The sequence below is a fragment of the Amycolatopsis sp. NPDC045836 genome (genome assembly GCF_056431745.1).
Window position 1 is genome coordinate 40,758 of the sequence record NZ_JBWKKF010000020.1, and the last position, 19,643, is coordinate 60,400.

The window sequence follows — 19,643 nt, forward strand, 5'->3', positions numbered from 1 at the left end:
CCATCTTCCCGGTTAAGGTTCCCGCGGGAAGATCGAGGGGAAGCACATGTTCGGCATCATCCGGCCCTGCCGCCACCGCCTGTCCGCCGGCCAGCACGCCGACTGGCTGGCCCACCTCTGCGGGCTCTGCCTGGCGCTGCGCGACGAGCACGGGCAGCTGGCCAGGGTGGTCACCAACTACGACGGCCTGGTCATCTCGGCGCTGGTCGAGGCCCAGACCCCGCGGCCGGAGGGCCGCCGCGACGCCGGGCCGTGCCCGCTGCGCGCGATGCGGCCCACGTCGGTGGCGCGGGGGAGCGGGGCCCAGCTGGCCGCCGCGGTCTCGCTCGTGCTCGCCTCGGCCAAGGTCAGCGACCACGTCGAAGACGGGGACGGCGCCTTCGGCCGCAAGGCGGTGGCGGGGGCCGCCCGCCGGGTGGCCTCGCGCTGGGCGGCCCAGGGCAGCCGCACCGGCGCCCGGATCGGCTTCGACACCGCCGTGCTCACCGAGGCGGTCGACCGGCAGGGCGAGGTGGAGCGCGCGGTCCGGCTCGGCGATCCGGTGCTGGTGGCCACCGAGCCCACCGAGGAGGCCACCGCGGCCGCGTTCGCGCAGACCGCCGTGCTGGCCGGGCGGCCCGGCAACGTGGCGCCGCTGACCGAGGTGGGCAGGCTGTTCGGCCGGGCGGCGCACCTGCTCGACGCGGTCGAGGACCTCGCCGAGGACACCGCGACCGGCGCGTGGAACCCGCTGCCTGCCACCGGCACCACCCTCGCCGAGGCGCGCCGCCACTGCGACGACGCCGTGCTCGGCGTCCGGCTCGCCATGTCCGAAGCGCGGTTCACCGACGACACCCTGGTCCACGCGCTGCTGGTGCACGAGCTGGAGCAGGCCGTGCGGCGGACCTTCGGCCACCTGGAGATCGAGGCACGCCACCCGTCTCCTCAAGGACACCCCAGCCACCCCAGCCACCCCAGCCATCCCGGTCACTACGGACCGTACGGGCAGCCGCACCAGGGGCCGCCGCCCGGCGCGACCGGTCCCGGCGGCGAGCCGCCGAAGCGGGGGAAGCACCGCGGACCCGGGGTGCACGACGGCGACGGCGGCTGCTGCTGGGTGCCGAAGTTCCGGGTGCCGCCGCGCAAGCGCGGTGCGGCGCTGGGCTGCCTGGTCGCCTTCTACGAGTGCTGCAGCTGCCAGGTGTGCTGCCGCGACCCGTACCCCGGCCCGTGGAGCGGCAAGCCCCGCGACGCCTGGTGCGACAGCTGTGACTGCTGCGACTGCGACTGCGGCTGCTGAGGCTGAAAACTGTCGGTGGGTGCGCCTACCCTGGATCCCGTGGCTTTCGCAACCGAACACCCCGTGCTGGCGCAGTCCGAGTTCCGCCCCGTCTCCGAGGTCCCCCGGGCCGACGGGCGGTTCAAGGTGGTCAGCGACTACCAGCCCGCCGGTGACCAGCCCGCCGCCATCGACGAGCTGGAGCGCCGGATCACCAGCGGCGAGAAGGACGTGGTGCTGCTCGGCGCCACCGGTACCGGCAAGTCGGCCACCACGGCGTGGCTGATCGAGCGCGTCCAGCGGCCGACGCTGGTGATGGCGCCGAACAAGACGCTGGCCGCGCAGCTGGCGAACGAGCTGCGCGAGTTCTTCCCGCACAACGCGGTCGAGTACTTCGTCAGCTACTACGACTACTACCAGCCCGAGGCGTACATCGCGCAGACCGACACCTACATCGAGAAGGACTCGTCGATCAACGACGACGTCGAGCGCCTGCGCCACTCGGCCACGATGAACCTGCTCTCCCGGCGCGACGTGATCGTGGTCGCCAGCGTGTCCTGCATCTACGGCCTCGGCACCCCGCAGTCCTACCTCGACCGGTCCACCCGGCTGGCCGTCGGCGCCGAGGTCGAGCGCGACACCCTGCTCCGCGCCCTGGTCGACGTGCAGTACACGCGCAACGACATCGCCTTCGCCCGCGGCACCTTCCGGGTGCGCGGCGACACGGTGGAGATCATCCCGGCGTACGAGGAGCTGGCCATCCGGGTCGAGTTCTTCGGTGACGAGATCGACAAGCTGTACTACCTGCACCCGCTGACCGGCGAGATCGTGCAGGAGCTGGACGAGGTGCGGATCTTCCCGGCCACCCACTACGTGGCCGGGCCGGAGCGCATGGAGAAGGCGATCAAGAGCATCGAGGCCGAGCTGGAGGAGCGGCTGGCCGAGCTGGAGAAGCAGGGCAAGCTGCTGGAGGCGCAGCGGCTGCGCATGCGCACCGCCTACGACATCGAGATGATGCGCCAGGTCGGGTTCTGCTCGGGCATCGAGAACTACTCGCGGCACATCGACGGCCGCCCGGCCGGCTCCGCCCCGGCCACCCTGATCGACTACTTCCCGGAGGACTTCCTGCTGGTCATCGACGAGTCGCACGTCACGGTGCCGCAGATCGGCGGCATGTTCGAGGGCGACATGTCCCGCAAGCGGAACCTGGTCGAGTTCGGCTTCCGGCTGCCCAGCGCCACCGACAACCGGCCGCTGACCTGGGAGGAGTTCGCCGACCGGATCGGCCAGACGGTGTACCTCTCGGCCACGCCGGGGCCGTACGAGATGGGCCAGACCGGCGGTGAGTTCGTCGAGCAGGTGATCCGGCCGACCGGGCTGATCGATCCCGAGGTGGTGGTCAAGCCGACCGAGGGGCAGATCGACGACCTGGTGCACGAGATCCGCGAGCGGGCCGACCGCGACGAGCGGGTGCTGGTCACCACGCTGACCAAGAAGATGGCCGAGGACCTCACCGACTACCTGCTCGAGCTGGGCATCCGGGTGCGCTACCTGCACTCCGAGGTGGACACGCTGCGGCGGGTGGAGCTGCTGCGGCAGCTGCGCTCGGGTGACTTCGACGTGCTGATCGGCATCAACCTGCTGCGGGAGGGGCTCGACCTGCCCGAGGTCTCGCTGGTGGCCATTCTCGACGCGGACAAGGAGGGCTTCCTGCGCAGCGGGACCTCGCTGATCCAGACCATCGGCCGCGCGGCGCGGAACGTGTCGGGCCAGGTGCACATGTACGCGGACAAGATCACCGACTCGATGCAGCACGCGATCGACGAAACCAACCGGCGGCGGGCGAAGCAGATCGCCTACAACACCGAGCGCGGGGTGGATCCGCAGCCGCTGCGGAAGAAGATCGCCGACATCCTGGACCGGGTGTACTCGGAAGCCGAAGACACCGACGAGGTCGCCGTCGGTGGTTCCGGCCGGAACGCCTCGCGGGGCAAGAAGCCCGTGCAGGGCGGCGGGGCGAAGAGCTCGGGCGTCCTGGTGGACAAGGATGTCGCCGGTATGCCGCGTGCGGAACTGGCCGACCTCATCCAGCAGATGACCGACCAGATGATGCAGGCCGCCCGGGACCTGCAGTTCGAGTTGGCCGCCCGCCTCCGTGACGAAGTCGCCGACCTGAAGAAGGAGCTGCGGGGCATGGACGCGGCCGGCATCAAGTAACCCCACGCCCAGCCCTGGCTGTTCCTCGCAACCGGCGAAGCCCTTGCGGCCACAGACCCGAGCCGCACATCGGTGGGCCCGACCCGTACCGGGCGCGGGCCCACTCGACGTGGCCTTGGGACTGCCCGTGCGATCGCGGGCCTGGGCTTGGGTTGCCCCGCACGATTGCGGGCTTGCTCGACGTGGCGGTGGGTTTGGGTTGCCCGCATGGCCGCGGGCTTGCTCGGGGTGGTGGGTTTGGGTGGTGTGGCCGCGAGCCTGGGTGGTGCGGCCTTGGGTGGTCCGCACGACTGCGGGCTCACCCGGCGCGGCCGTGGGCCTGCTCGACGCGGCGGTGGGCCTGGGCGGTGCGGCCGTGAGGCAAGCTGATGTGAACCGTGAGGCAAGCTGATGTGAACCGTGAGGCAAGCTGATGTGAACCGTGAGGCAAGCTGATGTGGGCCGTGAGCCTGCCCCGCACGACCGCAAGGCAAGCCGACGCGGGTTGTGAGGCTGGCGGAGCGGGCGGTGAGCTGGGTCGGCGCGGGCCGGGCTGGCCGTGCGGCCGTGGAAGCGGGTGCCGCGGGTGTGGGCTGAGCCACGAAGGGCTGGGGCGCGGCTGTCGGCTACCCGAGCGTCGAACCGGCTGCCTGAATTCACGTTCAGGCAGCCGAGTGCACTCGGAGCCCGTCCCAGGATGAGCGGGCGGCCCGCTGGAGCGGGCTACAAGCGCGGCCGGTGCAACAGGAGCTGATCCTCATCCAAACCGGGAATCGCACGAGCGGTGGCCTCCGAAACCCCCGCCCAGCGTCGAACCACGGCAGCGGCCGCGGCGGCATCCGCAACCGGTAGCTGCCCGATCTTCGCCCCGTGGTTGCCGTCCGGAACGGTGTACCGGAACGAATCCCGCGTCCCCGGTCCCAGCCGGAACGGCTCAGCGCCCCAAGGATCGTTCTCCCCATTGACGAACAGCAGTTCCGCACCCTGCATCCGCACCCACAGGTCGACATCCGGCATGGCCCACCGGTCGAACGCGGGCAACGGAACCGGAACAAAAGTCGCCGGTACGTTCGCACCGGGGTACCGCAGCAGGTCCGCCAGGTGCCGGTCGTACGAAGCGGGCGCCCCCAACTGCACAGCCGCCTGGTAGTAGTACGGCACGTACCGGGCCAGCTCCTGGTCCGCGTACGTGTTCAAGCTCTCCACCCGCACGAAGAAGTCGAAGATCTCCTGCGTGGTGGCCGAAGGACCCGGCACCAGCGCGCAGTCCGCCTGGGTCTGGTACTGCCAGAAGGTGAAGTACGAATCGACCACGGCGATTTCGAGCGCCTTGTCCGGCGAGCCGACGATCTCGTAGGTGTACCCCTTCGAAACCGCTTCGGCCGCGGCCAGGGCTCCCAGTTCATCCCGCCGCCGCAGCGCTTCGCGCTGGTTCGCCCGCAGCGCCGCCCGGCAGGCCGGGTCATCGCCCACAGTGGACAGGAACCGGTCGTGGACATCCACCCCGTCCAGCACGTCGTTCGGTGCGACATAGGCGATGGTGCCCTGGACGTCGGCGGGGTAGAACCGGCGGAAGTACACCGCGGTCATCCCGCCCTTGCTCCCGCCGGTGGCCAGCCACCGAGCCCCGTATAACGCCTTAAACGCCGTCGCCACCCGGTGCTGGTCGGTGGCCGCCTGCCAGATGGTCAGCTGCCGGTGCCAGTCCGCCGGTTCCGGCCGCGACGGCGAGAAGTACCGGTACTCCATCGACAGCTGGTTCCCGTCGACCAGTTGTGTCGGCTCCGCGCGGTTCGGGTTCGCCGAGACGTTGTACCCGCTGGTGTACATCACCATCGGCGCCCGGACGTCCCGGTGCAGCAGGGTGAGCCGCTGCTCGAACGAACCGGCCCAGGGGCGGCGGTGGTCGGCGGGCTGGGTGAAGGTCAGCTTGAAGAACCGGAACCCGGCGGGCGCGGTCTCCTCGGAAACCACGGTCAACCCCGGCACCCGCTTCAGCGCGTCCTCGATGTTCTCGGCCGCCCGGGCGCTCGGGGCGAGCAGGACGACCATCAGCAAGGCCGCCACCGCGGCACCGAACCTGCGCATCGACGAATCTTCACAGAATCCGCCCGCGGTGGGCAATCGACCAAAAGGCCCCGGCCACCCGACGGGCGACCGGGGCCTCGCGCGGACGATCAGCTGGTGATGTCCTTCGTGGCGAACCGGCGCGCGGCCAGCAGGCCGAACACCGTGCCGAACAGCACCGAGGACAGCGCCCCGCTGGCCATGTTCGACCAGTCGATGTCCGTGGAGATCAGGTCGATCCACGCGAACGAGTAGTGCGTCGGCAGGTAGTTGCGCAGGTCCTCCAGCGCGGTGATCTGGTCCAGGATCTGCGACACGATCGCCACCAGCACCGCCCCGCCGACCGCGCCGAGCGGCGCGTCGGTGAGCACGCTGAGCAGCAGCGCCAGCCCGGCCACCCAGGCCAGCTGGATCATGATGTAGACGATCGCCAAGCCCAGCGCCAGCAGGCTGTCGGCGAAGGTGACCGCGTCCCCGGTCGGGGAGATCGCGTCACCCGCGCCGTACCAGACCACCCCGACCAGCAGCGACACCAGCGGCAGCAGCACCAGCGCGATCGCCGAGAGCAGCGCCGAGACGATCGCCTTCTGCCGCAGCACCCGGTGCCGCGGCACCGGGATGGCGAGCAGGTACTTCAGGCTGGACCAGGACGCCTCGCTGGCGATGGTGTCGCCGAAGAACAACGCGACGATCATCGGCAGCAGGAACGTGCCCGAGACGAACAGCGCCAGCACCACGAAGTTCGGCGCGCTCGCGGTGGCCAGGTCGACGAACCCGCCCGAGCGCCGGTTCGGGTTCGCCTCCCCGATCTCGAAGGCGATCACCAGGATGAACGGCAGCAGCGCGACGAGGCCGAGCACCAGCTGCGTGCGCCGCCGCTTGAGCTGGCGCCGCAGTTCGACCCCGAGGCGCAGGGTGCGCCCGGCGCGGTAACCCGCGACGGCCCCGTCCGGGCCCACCTCGGTCTTCTCCGCGCTGGCGGCGTCGGTCAGTTCCTGCAACGCGGCCGGATCGGTGTGCACGCCGTGGTCGGCCTCGGCGTCGGCCACGGCCGGTTTCTCCGCCTTGCTCATGCGCTCGCCTCCTCTCCGACCAGTTGCAGGAACGCGTCTTCCAGCCGGCGCCGCGGCCCGGCCTGCTCGACCGCGATGCCCGCCTTGACCAGCACGGCCACCGCTTCGGCGCGCGGCAGTCCGTCGAGGTCGGCGTGCACCAGCTTGCCCTCGATGTCCACATCGGACACCCCGGCCTCGCGCAGCGCCCCGGCGGCCGCGTCCGGGCGGTCCACCCGGAAGGTGGCCTCCCCGCCCGCCGCGACGATGTCGTTGACCTCGCCGGAGGCGACCAGCCTGCCGCGGTGCATCACCACCACGTGGCTGCAGGTCTGCTCGACCTCGGCGAGCAGGTGGCTGGACACCACCACGGTGCGGCCGGTCGCGGCGTAGCGCTGCAGCACCTCGCGCATCTGGTGGATCTGTGGCGGGTCGAGCCCGTTGGCCGGTTCGTCGAGCACCAGCAGCTGCGGCAGGCCGAGCATGGCCTGCGCGATCGCCAGCCGCTGGCGCATGCCCTGGCTGTAGGTGCGGACCTTGCGGTGCACCGCGTCGCCGAGCCCGGCGATCTCCAGCGCCTCGGTGAAGTGCGCCCGGTCGGCGGGCCGCCCGGTGGCGTCCCAGTACAGCCGCAGGTTGTCCTGCCCGGACAGGTGCGGCAGGAAACCGGAGCCCTCCACGAACGACCCGATCCGCGACAGCACCGGCGCGCCGGAGGTGATCCGGTGGCCGAACACCCGGATGTCCCCGGAGGTCGGCGTGATCAGGCCCATCAGCATGCGCAGCGTGGTGGTCTTCCCGGCGCCGTTCGGCCCGAGCAGGCCGAGCACCTGGCCCGGTTCCACGCGGAAGGACAGGTCCTTCACCGCGGTGACCCCGCCCGGGTAAGCCTTGGTCAGGTTTTCGATCACCAGCGGCGTCTCGGCCAGTTCCTCGTCGAGCACGTGCGACCGCTTGCGCCGGATGCCGGCGATCACGGCCACCAGCAGCGCGGCGAGCAGCGTGCCCGCGATACCGAGGAGCTGCCCCACCGGCCAGCCGGTGCTGACCGCGGTGCCCGGCACCACCGGGACGCCGAGCGCACCGCCTTCGGCCAGCGAAATCCGGTAGGTGGCGGGCTGCACCGGCGTGGCGTACGCCTGGTCGGTGGTGCTGACCACGAGCACCAGCGAATGCCCGGCCTCGACCGGCCGCACCACCGGTGGCAGCGTCACGGTGACCTCGACGGCCGAGCCGTCGGCGGGCAGCGCCGGGAGCCGGATCGGGGCGACCGCGTTGCCCGGCAGCGTGCGGGTGCCGTCCTGGCCGGCGTCGTACAGCTTCGCGAACAGCACCGCGCCGTCCGGCGGGACCGGGCCGTTCGCCGCGACCCGCAGCCGGACCGTCGACGAGCCGGTGACCAGCACCTGCGAGTCGACCGGGGCGGAGGTGAACCGCGCCGACTGGCCCGGCGGCTCGACCGAGAACAGCCCGGCCAGCCGCGAGGAACCGGCCGCGATGCCGTTGAGCCCGGGAATGCCGCTGACCGCCGCCGGATTGCCGCCCGGCGGGTTCACCACCGGCTGCTCCGGCCCGGTCAGCGCGATCTGCCGCCGCTCGGCCGGTGGTGCGCCGATGCCCGGGTAGGCCGGTGCTTCGACCGTGCGGACCGAAGGCGCGCCGTCGGTGCGCAGGGCGCCCTGGACGTCGTAGGCGAAGCCGCTGCCCGGATCGCTGCCTTCACCCTTGAGGTGGAAGGCCATCCAGTCACCGATCTGCGCCCGCAGCTTCGGCCCCGGGCGGCCGCCGTCGTGGCCCCCGGCGTACCAGATCGTCTTGACCTTGCCGCCGGCCGCGGCGATCTGCCGCGCGGAGGCGTCGGACTGGTCGAGGCCGAACAGGGTGTCCCGCTCGCCCTGCACCAGCAGCGTCGGCGCGGTGATGTTCGAGGTCACCGAAACGGGGGAGACGCGGCGCAGCAGGTCCAGCGTTTCCGGCCCGGCCTTGCCGGTCGCGGCGACGTCGGAGTAGGCGCGGCAGACGGCTTCGGTGAACCGGCCGCACGGATCGCCCGCACCCGGCGGGCCGCCCGGACCGCCCTGACCGGCCGGGCCACCGGGCTGACCGGCGGCCGCGGCTCCGGCGGCGGCCGCGGTGTCCTGCCCGCCGCCGAAGCCGCCGGACGAGTTGTCGTCCTGCTCCTGACCGGCTTCGGGGGCCTCGTTGCCCGGGTCGCCGGAGGCGGCACCCCCGGAACCGGCGGAGAAGAAGATGCCCGCCCACGACCGCTTGAACACCCCGTCCGGGGCGAAGGCGTTCTCCGCCGGCGTGCCCGCCGCCGAGGCGGCCGGGGTCGCCGAGTTCGGGATCAGGCCCTGGCTCAGGTCGTTGTAGGTGATCACCGGCGCGATGGCGTCGACGCGCCGGTCGATCCCGGCCAGCAGCAGCGAAAGCGCACCGCCGTAGGACCCGCCCGTCACGCCGACGCGCGGGTCGCCGGGGCCGTCGGTGCGCACCTCCGGCCGCTGGGCCAGGTTGTCGAGCAGGCGCTGCGCGTCGGCGACCTCGTGGTCGGGGTCGTTCAGCGCGATCTGGCCCGTGCTGCGGCCGAAACCGCGGGCCGACCAGGCCAGCACGACGAAGCCGCGGTCGGCGAGTTCCCGCGCGTCGGCGTCGACGCTGTTCTTGCTGCCGCCGAAGCCGTGTGGCACCAGCACGGCGGGCGCGGGGGTCACCTCGGGGAGGTAGAGGGTGGTGTCCAGGCGGACACGATCGGGCGAACCGGGCGCCGCGGCGACTTCGACGGTGGCCTCTTCGGTGCGGACCGCGGAAGTCTCTTCACCGCTTTGCGACCAGGCGAACACGCCCGCGGTGACGACCACGACGACCGCCGCCACCGCGATCGCGCGCCGCGGCCGGTCCCGGAGTAGTGGAATTGGGGGCACGGGGTGACCGTATGGGACGTTTGCTGAGAGTGCCCTGTGGGTATCAGGTTGCCTGGACGTGACGCAGGTTACGGGGTCAATTCGGTGACACCGATGACCCCGGCTGGCTTTCGTCACGCTCAACGGCGAAGATGGTCAAGCACGTGGAGGGGAGTATTCCTTCGCGGTGGCGTCGTCAGCACGGCCGTCCTCAGTGACGCCCGGCGCCATCGACCGGCCATAGCGCCGGTGGAAGAGACCTCCGGGTAGTGGTTGGTCGTCCCCGCTATACCGGAGGGTAGTTTTCATGACGGTTCCTTTGTGGCTATGGATCGCTACGATCGGTGGCCTGCTCGTGCTGATCGCCATCGACCTCGTGGTGGTCGATCGCAAGCCGCACCAGGTGACCACCGGCGAAGCCGCCAGGTGGGTCACCTTCTACGTGGCCTGCGCGGTGCTGTTCGGCATCGGGGTGTGGATCTTCGGGGGACACGATCCCGGTGTCGAGTTCTTCACCGGCTACATCACCGAGTACTCGCTCAGCGTGGACAACCTGTTCATCTTCATGGTGATCATGTCCTCGTTCAAGGTGCCCGCCATCCACCAGCACCGCGTGCTGCTCATCGGCATCCTGCTCGCCCTGGTCATGCGCGGGGCGTTCATCGCCATCGGCGCCGCCCTGATCGCCCAGTTCGTCTGGGTGTTCTTCCTCTTCGGCGCGATCCTGATCTGGACCGCGGTCAGCATGGTGCGCGGCAACGACGAGCACGAGGAGTACCACGAGAACGCGGTCACCAGGTGGGTGCGCAGGATCTTCCCGGTGACCGACGACTACGTGGGCCACAAGTCCTTCGTCAAGCGCGACGGCAAGCGCTGGATCACCCCGATGTTCGTGGTCATCGTCGCCATCGGCAGCGCCGACCTGCTCTTCGCCGTCGACTCCATCCCCGCCATCTTCGGCATCACCCAGGACGCCTTCCTGGTCTTCGCCGCCAACGCCTTCGCGCTGATGGGCCTGCGGCAGCTGTACTTCCTGCTCGGCGGCCTGGTCACCAAGCTGGTCTACCTGTCCTACGGGCTGGCGGTCATCCTCGGCTTCATCGGCGCCAAGCTGTTCCTGCACGCCCTGCACGAGTACCACCTGGTGCCGGACTGGCTGGACATCAACAACTGGGTCTCCCTCGGCGTCATCGTCACCGTGCTGACCCTGACCACGGTGCTCAGCCTGCGCAAGGCCAAGAAGGACCCGGAGTCGGTGCAGGGCCCGAACCTGGACCTGAACGCCAAGTCGCCGGAGGAGCGCGAAGCCGCGGCCCTCGAGCAGGCCGAAGGCCGTGAGTCCGCGGAGCACGCCCAGCCGGAGCGCTGAACCCGCCGTTCCACCGGCGGGGAAGTTGTACGGTCGGAATCGTGCTTCCGACAGACATCGAACTGCTCAACGCCCCCGCCTCGCCCGCACTCCACGGCGAACTGCTGCTGACCGGGCTGGCCCGGCCCGACCTCGACGCGAACCGCGCACACGGCGTGGTTCGCCGGGTCAGCCCGGCCGGCGGCGACCGGCCGTGGACCCACGGCCCGCGGGACAGCGCCCCGGCCATCTCACCGGACGGCTCGCAGGTCGCTTTCCTGCGGGTGACCGGCGATCGGGGCGCTCAGCTGCACGTGATGCCCACCGACGGCGGTGAAGCCAAGCGGCTCACCGACCTGCCGCTGGGTGTCGAGGAGTTCCGCTGGGCCCCGGATTCCCGCCGTCTCGCCTGCACCGCCCGGGTGCCCGAACCCGGGCGGTACGGCACACCCGACGCCGAGGGCCGCACGGTCGAGGCCGCTGCCGAAGCGCCCCGGCGGATCACCCGGCTCGACTACCGGATCGACGACATCGGTTTCCTCGGCGACCGTCCACAACGACTGTTCGTGGTGGACAGTGCGGTCGAGCACCCCGCCGAACCGGTTCCGCTGACCGGAGGCCGGGCCGACGTCAGCGCGCCGGAGTGGACCCCGGACGGCGAGTTCGTCCTGGTGGTGGCGCCCCGGGACTGGGGCCGGGTGGAGACGCTGAACAGCGATCTCTACGCCGTCCCGGTCGCCGGTGGGGAACCGGTGCTGGCGGTCCGGACCGAAGGTGACGCGGAGGCGCCGCGGGTCACCGCGGACGGTCTCGTCTACTTCCACGGCGCCGAGTTCACCGGTGTCGACCTGGTGCGCAACCACGGGCTCTGGGTCGCGCCGCTGCGCACGGACGGCGAGCCAGCCACCCCCCGGCGGCTGACCGATGCCGAGACCGTCGACACCGACGCGGGCGCGGGCCGTCCCGCGGTGCTCGGCGACGAGGTGCTGGTGGTGGTCCGCACGCGCGGTGCGGCCGAACTGCGCGCGGTGCCCGCGGAGGCGCACCTGGCGAAGCTGGCCGATCTCCGGTGCGTGCTCGGTGAGCAGGCCGCCGTGCGGGCGTTCACCGTGGACGGTGACCGCATCGCCGCGGTGGTGGCTTCGCCGGTGGACGCCGGGGAAGTGGTGCTCGTCGAAGGCGGCGAGGCCCGCACGCTGACCGAGTTCTCCGCACCCCTGCGTGGGAAGGTGCGCCCGGCGGTCGAACTGACGGCGACCGCGTCGGACGGCCACCCGGTGCACGGCTGGGTGGTGCTGCCGGACGGCGAGGGACCGCACCCGGTGCTGCTGGTGATCCACGGCGGGCCGTTCGCCCCGTACGAGTGGTCGCTGTTCGACGAGGCGCAGGTGTACGCGGCCGCGGGGTACGCGGTGGTGATGGCGAACCCGCGCGGCTCGGCCGGGTACGGCGAATCCCACGGCCGGGCGGTCGTCGGCGCGCTGTGCACTGTGGACGCTTCGGACCTGCTGACCTTCCTGGACACCGCACTGGAACGGCCGGAGCTGGACGCCTCGCGGGTGGGCGTGATGGGTGGCTCGTACGGCGGCCTGATGACGACCTGGCTCTCGGCGCACCACGGCGACCGGTTCCGGGCGGCGTGGAGCGAGCGGGCGGTCAACGCCTGGGACTCGTTCACCGGCAGCTCCGACATCGGCTGGGAGTTCACCGAGTGCTACGTCGGCACCGATCCGGAGGTGCAGCGGGAACGCAGCCCGCTGAGCTACGCGGCGAAGATCGGCATCCCGTTCGCCGTGGTGCACTCCGAGGAGGACTGGCGGTGCCCGGTCGAGCAGGCGCAACGGCTGTTCGTGGCGCTGAAGAGCAACGGGGTGGCGGCGGAGTTCCTGCTGTTCCCCGGTGAGGGGCACGAACTGAGCCGCTCCGGGCGGCCGCGGCACCGGGTGCAGCGGTTCGACGCGGTGCTCGAGTGGTGGGGACGGCACCTGGCATGAGCGTGCGGTGGGCCGTTCGCCGGGCCGTGGCAGCGGATGCGCCGCGGCTGGCGGAGATCAACCTGGGCGGCTGGCGAATGGCCTACCGCGGCATCCTGCCCGACGCCTACCTCGACTCGCTGCGGCTGGCGGATCGTGAGGAGCTCCTCGCCGCCCACCTGGCGGCCACGACCGAGCGGACGGTGATCTTCGTCGCGGTGCACCCGTCGGGCGAGATCGGCGCCTACGCCGCGGCGCTGGGGGACAGCACCCCCGGCATGCTGGGCGCCTTCTACGCCGCCGTCGAATGGCTGGGCACCGGCGCCGGCCACGCCGTGCACGAAGCCGCGATGGCGCACCTGACCACGTGCGGGTTCTCGCACGCCGTGGTCTGGGTGTTCGAGGAGAACTTCGCCGCGCGCCGCTTCTACGAACACCACGGGTGGCTGTGCGACCAGGTCACGCAGCCCTCCCACGTGGGCGACGGCTCGGCCATCGAGATCCGCTACTCGCGCCTGCTGCCCTGACCACCCCTTCGAGTGTACTTGCGCTCAAGCTATAAGGTCAGCATTATAGTAGGGCGTGGGGTGGGAAATCGAGTTGCACGCGGAGGTTGATCAGTGGTTCTCGCGACTTTGCGAGCTGGACCCGCGCAGCGCCGACCTGGTGGAGAGCGCCATTGACCTACTGGCCGTTTACGGTCCTGCCCTCGGGCGGCCACTGGTCGACCGGGTCAGAGGAACGGACTACCACAACCTGAAGGAGCTGCGACCAGCAGCTGCCGGGCGCACCGAATTCCGAGTGCTGTTCGCCTTCGATCCCCGACGCCAAGCAATTCTTCTGGTGGCCGGGGACAAAGCGGTGACTGGCGCGGGTGGTATACGAAGAACACCCCGATCGCCGAGCAGCGGTACGGCGATCATCTGCGCACGCTGGAGGAGGCGGGGACATGAGTCGATCCTGGCGGGAAGTCAAGGCCGACAAGGAGGCGCGGGATCGCGCCGCCGGCCGGGAGGTCGAGGCCGCGCACGCTCGGGCCCGCGAGACGACCGAGGCTTACCTGGTCGGGTTCCGGCTCGCCCAACTGCGTGAGCAGGCGGGCGTGAGCCAGACCGAACTCGCCCGGCGGATGGGGGTCAGCCAGCCGCGGGTGAGCCAGTTGGAAGGCGGTGACCTCGCCCAGATGGAACTGGACACGATCCGCCGCTACATCGGTGCGCTCGGCGGGCGGCTGCGGGTGGTGGCCGGTTTCGACGATCGCGACGTCGTGGTCTCGGCCGGGTCCTGCGCCTGAGCGCGGACTCAGTTGACCATGTCGTAGTTGAGTTCGTGGCACACGCGGCCCAGCGGCACGTCCAGCCCCGGGTGGTCCAGCGGCAGCAGCACCTCCGGCTTCAGCGGCAGCGCGCCGCCCGCCGGGGGGTCCCACAGGCACAGGGCCGGGTCACCGGAGTCCATCGACGAGCGGTACCAGAGCCCGTCCAGGTCGCCGAAGGCGGAGCGGATGGCCCGCGCCCACGCCTGGGTGATCTTCTTCGGCCCGCTCGAGATCTCCTGCGAGGCACCCACCCTGGTCGGCCACAGGCCGCCGAGGTCGAGCAGGCGCAGGGTGCGCGTGGGCCGGACCACGACCAGGCGCGGCCCGCGGGTCTTGCGGTCCACGGTGGAGGTGGTCTGGTACACCTCCGCCACGCTGGTGCGCACGGTGAGCCCGAAGTACAGCACCCCGTTCTTCGGGTCGGTCACCGGCACGCCACCGCGGCCCGGCCGCTGCTGGTCGAAGCGGCCGTGCGGCAGCGGCCCGGTGTAGCGGAAGGTGTTCCACTGCTGGGGGTGGTTTCCGTGCGCGGTGAAGATGCGCACCAGCCTGGTCGCCGGGTGCACCGCGACGACGTCCTCGGTGCGCCGCAGTTCCCTGACCAGGACGGCACGCGCGGGTGGCAGGGGGAGCCTGGCCATGCGTGGGGTTCAACACTTTCTCGTGCGGACAGGTGATCTCTTCGAGCGGAGCGCTCAGGCGGGTGTGCCCAGGGTTTCGCTCAGCCGGGCGACGGGCTCGGGATCACCGCCCGCCAGCAACCACTGCCGGGGCGTGGCGGGCCGGTCGTTGATCACCAGGTCCGGCTGCGGGGTGCTCATGAACGCGGCCACCACCAGCGGCGGCTGGTCCTCGGGCACCGCGCGCAGCACCACGTCCAGTCCCGGCAGCAGCCCGGAGGAGGTGAACTGCCACGACGGCAGCCGCCAGCCGCCCTGCGTCTTCCACGCGGCCAGCCTGCGGTCCTTGATCTTGTGCCGGATGCGGCTGTCGTCCACGCCCAGCCGTTCGGCCGCGGCGAGCACGGTCAGCGACGAATCGGCGAGCACGGCGTGCGCGGCCACGGTCCTGGCCCGCATGTCCGGCTCGCGCCCCGCCTGCGGCGAGAGGTCCAGCCCCACGTCGACGAGCACCTCGTGCTGCTCGGCGGAGAAATAATCCGAAGGGTCCGGATTCGGCGGGGACAGTTTGCGAGCCGCGTCCTCCACGTGCGTGAGGAACTCGGTCGCGTCCACCTTGAGTCCGGCTTTCGCCAGTACGGTCTCCAGCGCCACAGACATGCACCCAGACTATCCTGTGTGTGCGGGTTCGTGCGGTCTCGTGCCGCTATTGTGTGTCAAGTCACCAAAGATCGACACAGAAAGCACATAACCCAACACGTACGGTAGACGAACGTGGCTCAGTCTGACCGCCCCGGGTGCGGTTGTCCAGAGCCCTTCGGCTCTCGGTGACGGAGGCGGCTCGTGCTTATTCCGAGAGTGACTCTCGAGCGGGTTGTGTCCGGCGAGCTCACCCTGGCGTTCCGCGGCTGGCGGCGGCCGACCGTGCGCCCGGGTGGCACCCGGCGCACCGCGCTGGGCGTGGTGGCCGCGGATGCGGTCGTTCCGGTCGCTGCTCATGACACCTCACCCCAGGATGCCCGGCGGGCCGGCTTCGAAACGGCCGAGGCGCTCCGCGCCTGGCTGTCGGGCCGCTCGGATGGGCTGGTGTACCGGATCGAGCTACGCCCCCGGCGGCGCCGACCCGCGGGCCGCGCTGCGTGACGACGTGCCCGGAGGTCGCGGTGGGCGAGCGGGAGCCGTGGATGCCTTCATCGCCGAGATCCCGGCGCGCCCGGGAGTCCGGGCAGCCGACCCGTCGGAGCGGTCCGGCTGGCCCGCGCCGGTCTTCGAAGCCGGCTACCGCTTGCCGGCAAGGGAGCGCGCCGTGCTTGACACCCGGGACCGGTAACCCTAGCGTCGAGAAATCGATTTCTCAGGCCACTGCCGCAGGGGGCGGGCATGACCGGTCGAGCACCGCTGGTCGCCATGACCGGCGTGAGCAAGTCCTACGGCGGGGTGCGCGCGATCCGGGACGCCGACTTCACCGTGCACGCCGGTGAGGTGCACGCGCTGCTGGGCGAGAACGGCGCGGGCAAGTCGACGCTGATGAAGGTGCTGGCGGGCGAGGTCGGCGGATACCACGGCGAGGTCCGGGTCGACGGGGTGCCGGTCCGCTTCGGCGGCCCGGCCGACGCCCAGCGGGCGGGCATCGCGATGATCCCGCAGGAACTGGACCTGGTGCCGGCGCTGTCGGTGGCGGAGAACATCTTCCTCGGCCGGGAGCCGCGCAACCGGATCGGCGCGCTCGACCGGCGGCGCATGCGCACCGCCGCCCGCGACCTGCTCGCCCGCACCGGCGTCGACCTCGACCCGCGGCGGCCGGTGGAGCAGTTGCGCACCGGGGAGCAGCAGCTGGTCACCATCGCCAAGGCGCTTTCGCTCGACGCCCGCGTGCTGGTCATGGACGAGCCGACCTCCGCGCTGCCGCCCGCCGAGGCCGAGCAGCTGTTCCGGGTGATCGCCGGGCTGCGTGCGGGCGGGGTGGGCATCGTCTACATCTCCCACCGCATGGCGGAGATCGGCAGGCTCGCCGACCGGGCCACGGTGTTGCGCAACGGCCGGGTGGTGGCCGAGTTCGACGCCGGCGAGCTGACCGCCGAGCAAGCGGCGGAGGCGATGGCCGGCCGCCGGATCGACCTGCTCTGCCACGCCGGATCCGGGTCACCGGGCGGGCGGCCGCTGCTCGAAGTGGCGGACCTCGCGCTGCGGCCGAGGCGGCCGGTGCCGGGCAGGCGCGAGCCCGCCGGGATCTCGCTGCGGGTGGACGAGGGCGAGATCGTCGGCCTGGCCGGGCTGCTCGGTTCCGGGCGCACCGAACTGCTGGAAACGCTGTACGGGGTGGGCACGCCCGGCCGCCGGACCGGCGAGGTCCGCCTGCGCGGCACCGCCATCCACCCGCAGGGGCCGCGGGCGGCGCTGCGGGCCGGGATCGCCTTCGTGCCCGAGGACCGCCGCGCGTCCGGCCTGGCGCTGGAGCACTCGGTGCAGGCGAACACCGTGCTCTCGGTGGTCGACCGGCTCCACCGGTTCGGCGTGCTGCCCGCCGCCCGCGAACGGCGGGTGGCGGCGGGCACCGCGGAACGGCTCGGCATCAAGCTGTCCGGGCTGGGTGCCCCGGTGGGCTCGCTGTCCGGCGGCAACCAGCAGAAGGTGGTGCTCGGCCGGAACCTGCTCACCGAACCGTCGTTGCTGCTGCTGGACGACCCGACCCGCGGGGTGGACGTGGGCGCGAAGGCGGAGATCTACCGGCTGCTGTCCGGGATCGCCGCGCAGGGCGTCGGCGTGCTGCTGGCCTCCTCGGAACTCGCGGAGCTGATGGGGGTGTGCGACCGGGTGGTGGTGTTGCGCGAGGGGCGGAGCGTGCGGGAGCTGCACCCCGCCGGGGCGGGGGAGGCCGAGCTGCTGGCCGCGTCGATGGGGGAGGCCGGATGATCGCCTGGCTGTTCCGCTTCCAGAGCCTGTTCGGCCTGGTGCTGGTGTTCCTGGCGGCGGTGGTCTTCTCGCCGGTGCGCGGCGGCGAACTGCTGTTCCTGGACAGCGGCAACCTGTTCAACGTGGTGCGCGCGATGTCCGAGATCGGCATCCTCGCCGTCGGCATGACCTTCGTCATCCTCGTCGGCGGCATCGACCTCTCGGTCGGCTCGGTGCTCGGCCTGGCCAGCGTCGGCGCGGCGGTGCTGCTGGTGCGCCAGGACTCCGGCGTGCTGCCCGCGGTGCTGCTGGTGCTCGCCGCCGGCCTGGTCTTCGGCCTGCTGCAGGGCGTGGTCACCGCGAAGCTGGGCATCCAGGCGTTCATCGTGACGCTGGCGGGCATGCAGATCGCCCGCGCGCTGGCCCGGATCTTCTCCGGCGGGCAGGGCGTGGAGATCGCGTACGGCGACGCACCCGGCCGCGCGCCGGTGGCCTTCTCCCTGCTCGGCGAGCGCACCTTCGGCGGCCTGGTCCCGATCCCGGCGCTGGTCTTCGCCGTGGTCGCCGGGCTGGCCGCGCTCCTGCTGCGGGTGACCGCCTTCTCCCGCCACGTCTACGCCATCGGCGGCAACGAGAAGGCGGCCCGGCTCTCGGGTGTGCCGGTCACCCGGGTCAAGGTGCTGGTGTTCGGCCTGTGCGGGCTGCTCGCCGCGCTGGCCGGCATCGTGCACGCGGGGCAGCTCGACTACGGCGGTCCCAACGACGGTTCGATGGCGGAACTGGACGCCATCGCCGCGGTGGTGATCGGCGGGGCGAGCCTGTCCGGCGGGCGGGGCACGGTGGTCGGTACGGTCGCCGGGGCGCTGCTGGTCGGGGTGCTGCGCAACATCCTGACGCTGAACAACGTCGACTCGAACGTCCAGCTGCTGGTGATCGGGCTGGTGATCGTGGCGGCCGCGGGCCTGCAGCGGCTGCGGCCGACCACGGCGGCGTGACTGGGTAACGGGAGGGAACTCATGGTCATTCGGAAACCGGGCGCGGTGGCGCTCGTGGCCGCCCTGACGGCGACCGCGCTCGCCGCCTGCGGCACCACCAGCGAGAACGCCGGCGGCCGAGCCGAGCCGAAACCGTGCGGTGGGGCGGGCGGCCAGTACACGATCGGGGTGAGCCAGGCCAACGTCGCCGAGCCGTACCGCGAGCGGATGGACGCCGACATCCGCCAGGCCGCCACGGCGGTGCCCCAGTTCACCGTCCACTTCGCCGACGCCCAGCAGGACAACTCCAAGCAGGTCGAGCAGGTGGAGAACTTCATCACCCAGCGGGTCGACCTGCTGATCATCAGCCCGAACGAGGCCACGCCGCTGACCTCGGTGGTGAAGAAGGCCTACGAGCAGGGCATTCCGGTGCTGGTGCTGGACCGCAAGGTCAACGGCGACGCCTACACCTCGTTCATCGGGGCGGACAACTTCGACATCGGCCGCAAGGCCGGCGAGTTCGTCGCCCAGGTGCTGCTGCCCGGCGGCGGCCGGGTGGCCGAGATCAAGGGCCTGGCCGGCTCCAGCCCGGCCAAGGAACGCAGCGACGGGTTCCGGCTGGGCATCGGCGGCAGGAACATCGAGATCGCCGCCAGCGCCGACGGCGACTGGCTGCGGGACAAGGGCCGCCAGCAGGCCGACGCGCTGCTCAAGGGCACCCCCGGCATCCAGGTGGTCTACGCGCACAACGACCCGATGGGCGAGGGTGCCTACCTGGCCGCGCAGGACGCCGGGCTGACCGGGATCAAGATCGTCGGCATCGACGGGCTGCCGATCGAGGCGGGCGGCATCAAGGCGGTGGAGGCGGGCAGGCTGGCCGCCACCTTCGTCTACCCGACCGGCGGCAAGGAGGCGATCGACTCGGCACGCAAGATCCTGGTCGACTGCCAGCAGGTGCCCAGGGTCCAGGGCCTGGCGATCGAGCGGGTGACCCCGGACAACGCGGCCGAGGTCTACGCCCGCCTCAACGCCGCGGGCTGAG

The 19,643-nt window shown here is 71.6% G+C and carries 15 protein-coding genes and 1 pseudogene; 11 read left to right on the forward strand and 5 right to left on the reverse strand.

The features are described 5' to 3' along the window. Positions 1-46 precede the first annotated feature (46 nt). Together AC07EG_RS31660 and uvrB are read left to right on the forward strand one after the other, a co-directional pair. Positions 47-1,279, forward strand: coding sequence for a DUF5685 family protein (locus tag AC07EG_RS31660; RefSeq protein WP_478256895.1), 1,233 nt, complete (start codon positions 47-49; stop codon positions 1,277-1,279). Positions 1,280-1,318: 39 nt separating this feature from the next. Further along, entirely contained in the window at positions 1,319-3,475 is a 2,157-nt protein-coding gene (gene uvrB / locus AC07EG_RS31665; RefSeq protein ID WP_478256896.1) for an excinuclease ABC subunit UvrB, read from the forward strand. A gap of 702 nt (positions 3,476-4,177) precedes the next feature. Here the strand turns inward: uvrB and AC07EG_RS31670 are convergent. The 3 genes from AC07EG_RS31670 to AC07EG_RS31680 all read right to left on the reverse strand — a co-directional run bounded on the left by AC07EG_RS31670 (position 4,178) and on the right by AC07EG_RS31680 (position 9,497). Beyond that, on the reverse strand, positions 4,178-5,542 hold the full coding sequence (locus tag AC07EG_RS31670; RefSeq protein ID WP_478256897.1) for a S28 family serine protease: 1,365 nt from the start codon (positions 5,540-5,542) through the stop codon (positions 4,178-4,180). Positions 5,543-5,631: 89 nt separating this feature from the next. Continuing rightward, complete coding sequence (locus AC07EG_RS31675) at positions 5,632-6,594, reverse strand: ABC transporter permease (protein WP_478256898.1); 963 nt, start codon at positions 6,592-6,594, stop codon at positions 5,632-5,634. Beyond that, complete coding sequence (locus tag AC07EG_RS31680) at positions 6,591-9,497, reverse strand: alpha/beta fold hydrolase (RefSeq protein WP_478256899.1); 2,907 nt, start codon at positions 9,495-9,497, stop codon at positions 6,591-6,593. Before AC07EG_RS31680 ends, AC07EG_RS31675 begins: the two co-directional genes overlap by 4 nt. Before the next feature lie 286 nt (positions 9,498-9,783). Between AC07EG_RS31680 and AC07EG_RS31685 the strand changes: the two genes are divergently transcribed. From AC07EG_RS31685 to AC07EG_RS31705, 5 genes and pseudogenes are all read left to right on the forward strand, one after another. Then, on the forward strand, positions 9,784-10,845 hold the full coding sequence (locus AC07EG_RS31685) for a TerC family protein (RefSeq protein ID WP_478256900.1): 1,062 nt from the start codon (positions 9,784-9,786) through the stop codon (positions 10,843-10,845). 41 nt (positions 10,846-10,886) lie between these two features. Beyond that, complete coding sequence (locus AC07EG_RS31690; protein ID WP_478256901.1) at positions 10,887-12,818, forward strand: S9 family peptidase; 1,932 nt, start codon at positions 10,887-10,889, stop codon at positions 12,816-12,818. Continuing rightward, positions 12,815-13,324 (forward strand): N-acetyltransferase family protein, encoded by a 510-nt coding sequence (locus tag AC07EG_RS31695; RefSeq protein WP_478256902.1) that lies wholly within the window; start codon positions 12,815-12,817, stop codon positions 13,322-13,324. The genes AC07EG_RS31690 and AC07EG_RS31695 overlap by 4 nt, the downstream gene beginning before the upstream one ends. A gap of 139 nt (positions 13,325-13,463) precedes the next feature. Further along, positions 13,464-13,598 (forward strand): annotated as a pseudogene (locus AC07EG_RS31700) (type II toxin-antitoxin system RelE/ParE family toxin); the annotation flags it as partial. A 148-nt stretch (positions 13,599-13,746) separates the two neighbouring features. Continuing rightward, a complete protein-coding gene (locus AC07EG_RS31705) occupies positions 13,747-14,091 on the forward strand; it encodes a helix-turn-helix domain-containing protein (protein WP_478256903.1) in 345 nt (114 codons plus the stop codon). Between the two features lie 8 nt (positions 14,092-14,099). Here the strand turns inward: AC07EG_RS31705 and AC07EG_RS31710 are convergent, their stop codons facing one another. Then, positions 14,100-14,756, reverse strand: a complete 657-nt coding sequence (locus tag AC07EG_RS31710; protein ID WP_478256904.1) for an RES family NAD+ phosphorylase — start codon at positions 14,754-14,756, stop codon at positions 14,100-14,102. Positions 14,757-14,810: 54 nt separating this feature from the next. Continuing rightward, complete coding sequence (locus AC07EG_RS31715) at positions 14,811-15,395, reverse strand: MerR family transcriptional regulator (RefSeq protein WP_478256905.1); 585 nt, start codon at positions 15,393-15,395, stop codon at positions 14,811-14,813. 198 nt (positions 15,396-15,593) lie between these two features. Here AC07EG_RS31715 and AC07EG_RS31720 point away from each other — a divergent pair, with 198 nt between their 5' ends. From AC07EG_RS31720 to AC07EG_RS31735, 4 genes are all read left to right on the forward strand, one after another. Beyond that, positions 15,594-15,878, forward strand: a complete 285-nt coding sequence (locus tag AC07EG_RS31720; RefSeq protein ID WP_478256906.1) for a hypothetical protein — start codon at positions 15,594-15,596, stop codon at positions 15,876-15,878. Between the two features lie 237 nt (positions 15,879-16,115). Continuing rightward, the gene (locus AC07EG_RS31725) at positions 16,116-17,648 is read left to right on the forward strand and encodes a sugar ABC transporter ATP-binding protein (protein WP_478256907.1); all 1,533 of its coding nucleotides are present in this window, start codon (positions 16,116-16,118) and stop codon (positions 17,646-17,648) included. Then, positions 17,645-18,622: an ABC transporter permease gene (locus tag AC07EG_RS31730; RefSeq protein ID WP_478256908.1), complete on the forward strand. Its 978-nt coding sequence runs from the start codon at positions 17,645-17,647 to the stop codon at positions 18,620-18,622. The genes AC07EG_RS31725 and AC07EG_RS31730 overlap by 4 nt, the downstream gene beginning before the upstream one ends. 21 nt (positions 18,623-18,643) lie before the next feature. After that, the gene (locus AC07EG_RS31735) at positions 18,644-19,642 is read left to right on the forward strand and encodes a substrate-binding domain-containing protein (RefSeq protein ID WP_478256909.1); all 999 of its coding nucleotides are present in this window, start codon (positions 18,644-18,646) and stop codon (positions 19,640-19,642) included. Position 19,643 lies beyond the last annotated feature (1 nt).

Excerpts from the sequence above, each read along its gene's own strand:
- AC07EG_RS31695 (WP_478256902.1), top strand. The coding sequence starts at position 12,815 with ATGAGCGTGCGGTGGGCCGTTCGCCGGGCCGTGGCAGCGGATGCGCCG.
- AC07EG_RS31685 (WP_478256900.1), top strand. The coding sequence starts at position 9,784 with ATGACGGTTCCTTTGTGGCTATGGATCGCTACGATCGGTGGCCTGCTC.
- AC07EG_RS31710 (WP_478256904.1), bottom strand. The coding sequence starts at position 14,756 with ATGGCCAGGCTCCCCCTGCCACCCGCGCGTGCCGTCCTGGTCAGGGAA.
- AC07EG_RS31705 (WP_478256903.1), top strand. The coding sequence starts at position 13,747 with ATGAGTCGATCCTGGCGGGAAGTCAAGGCCGACAAGGAGGCGCGGGAT.
- AC07EG_RS31660 (WP_478256895.1), top strand. The coding sequence starts at position 47 with ATGTTCGGCATCATCCGGCCCTGCCGCCACCGCCTGTCCGCCGGCCAG.
- AC07EG_RS31675 (WP_478256898.1), bottom strand. The coding sequence starts at position 6,594 with ATGAGCAAGGCGGAGAAACCGGCCGTGGCCGACGCCGAGGCCGACCAC.
- AC07EG_RS31670 (WP_478256897.1), bottom strand. The coding sequence starts at position 5,542 with ATGCGCAGGTTCGGTGCCGCGGTGGCGGCCTTGCTGATGGTCGTCCTG.
- AC07EG_RS31730 (WP_478256908.1), top strand. The coding sequence starts at position 17,645 with ATGATCGCCTGGCTGTTCCGCTTCCAGAGCCTGTTCGGCCTGGTGCTG.
- AC07EG_RS31715 (WP_478256905.1), bottom strand. The coding sequence starts at position 15,395 with ATGTCTGTGGCGCTGGAGACCGTACTGGCGAAAGCCGGACTCAAGGTG.
- AC07EG_RS31735 (WP_478256909.1), top strand. The coding sequence starts at position 18,644 with ATGGTCATTCGGAAACCGGGCGCGGTGGCGCTCGTGGCCGCCCTGACG.
- AC07EG_RS31725 (WP_478256907.1), top strand. The coding sequence starts at position 16,116 with ATGACCGGTCGAGCACCGCTGGTCGCCATGACCGGCGTGAGCAAGTCC.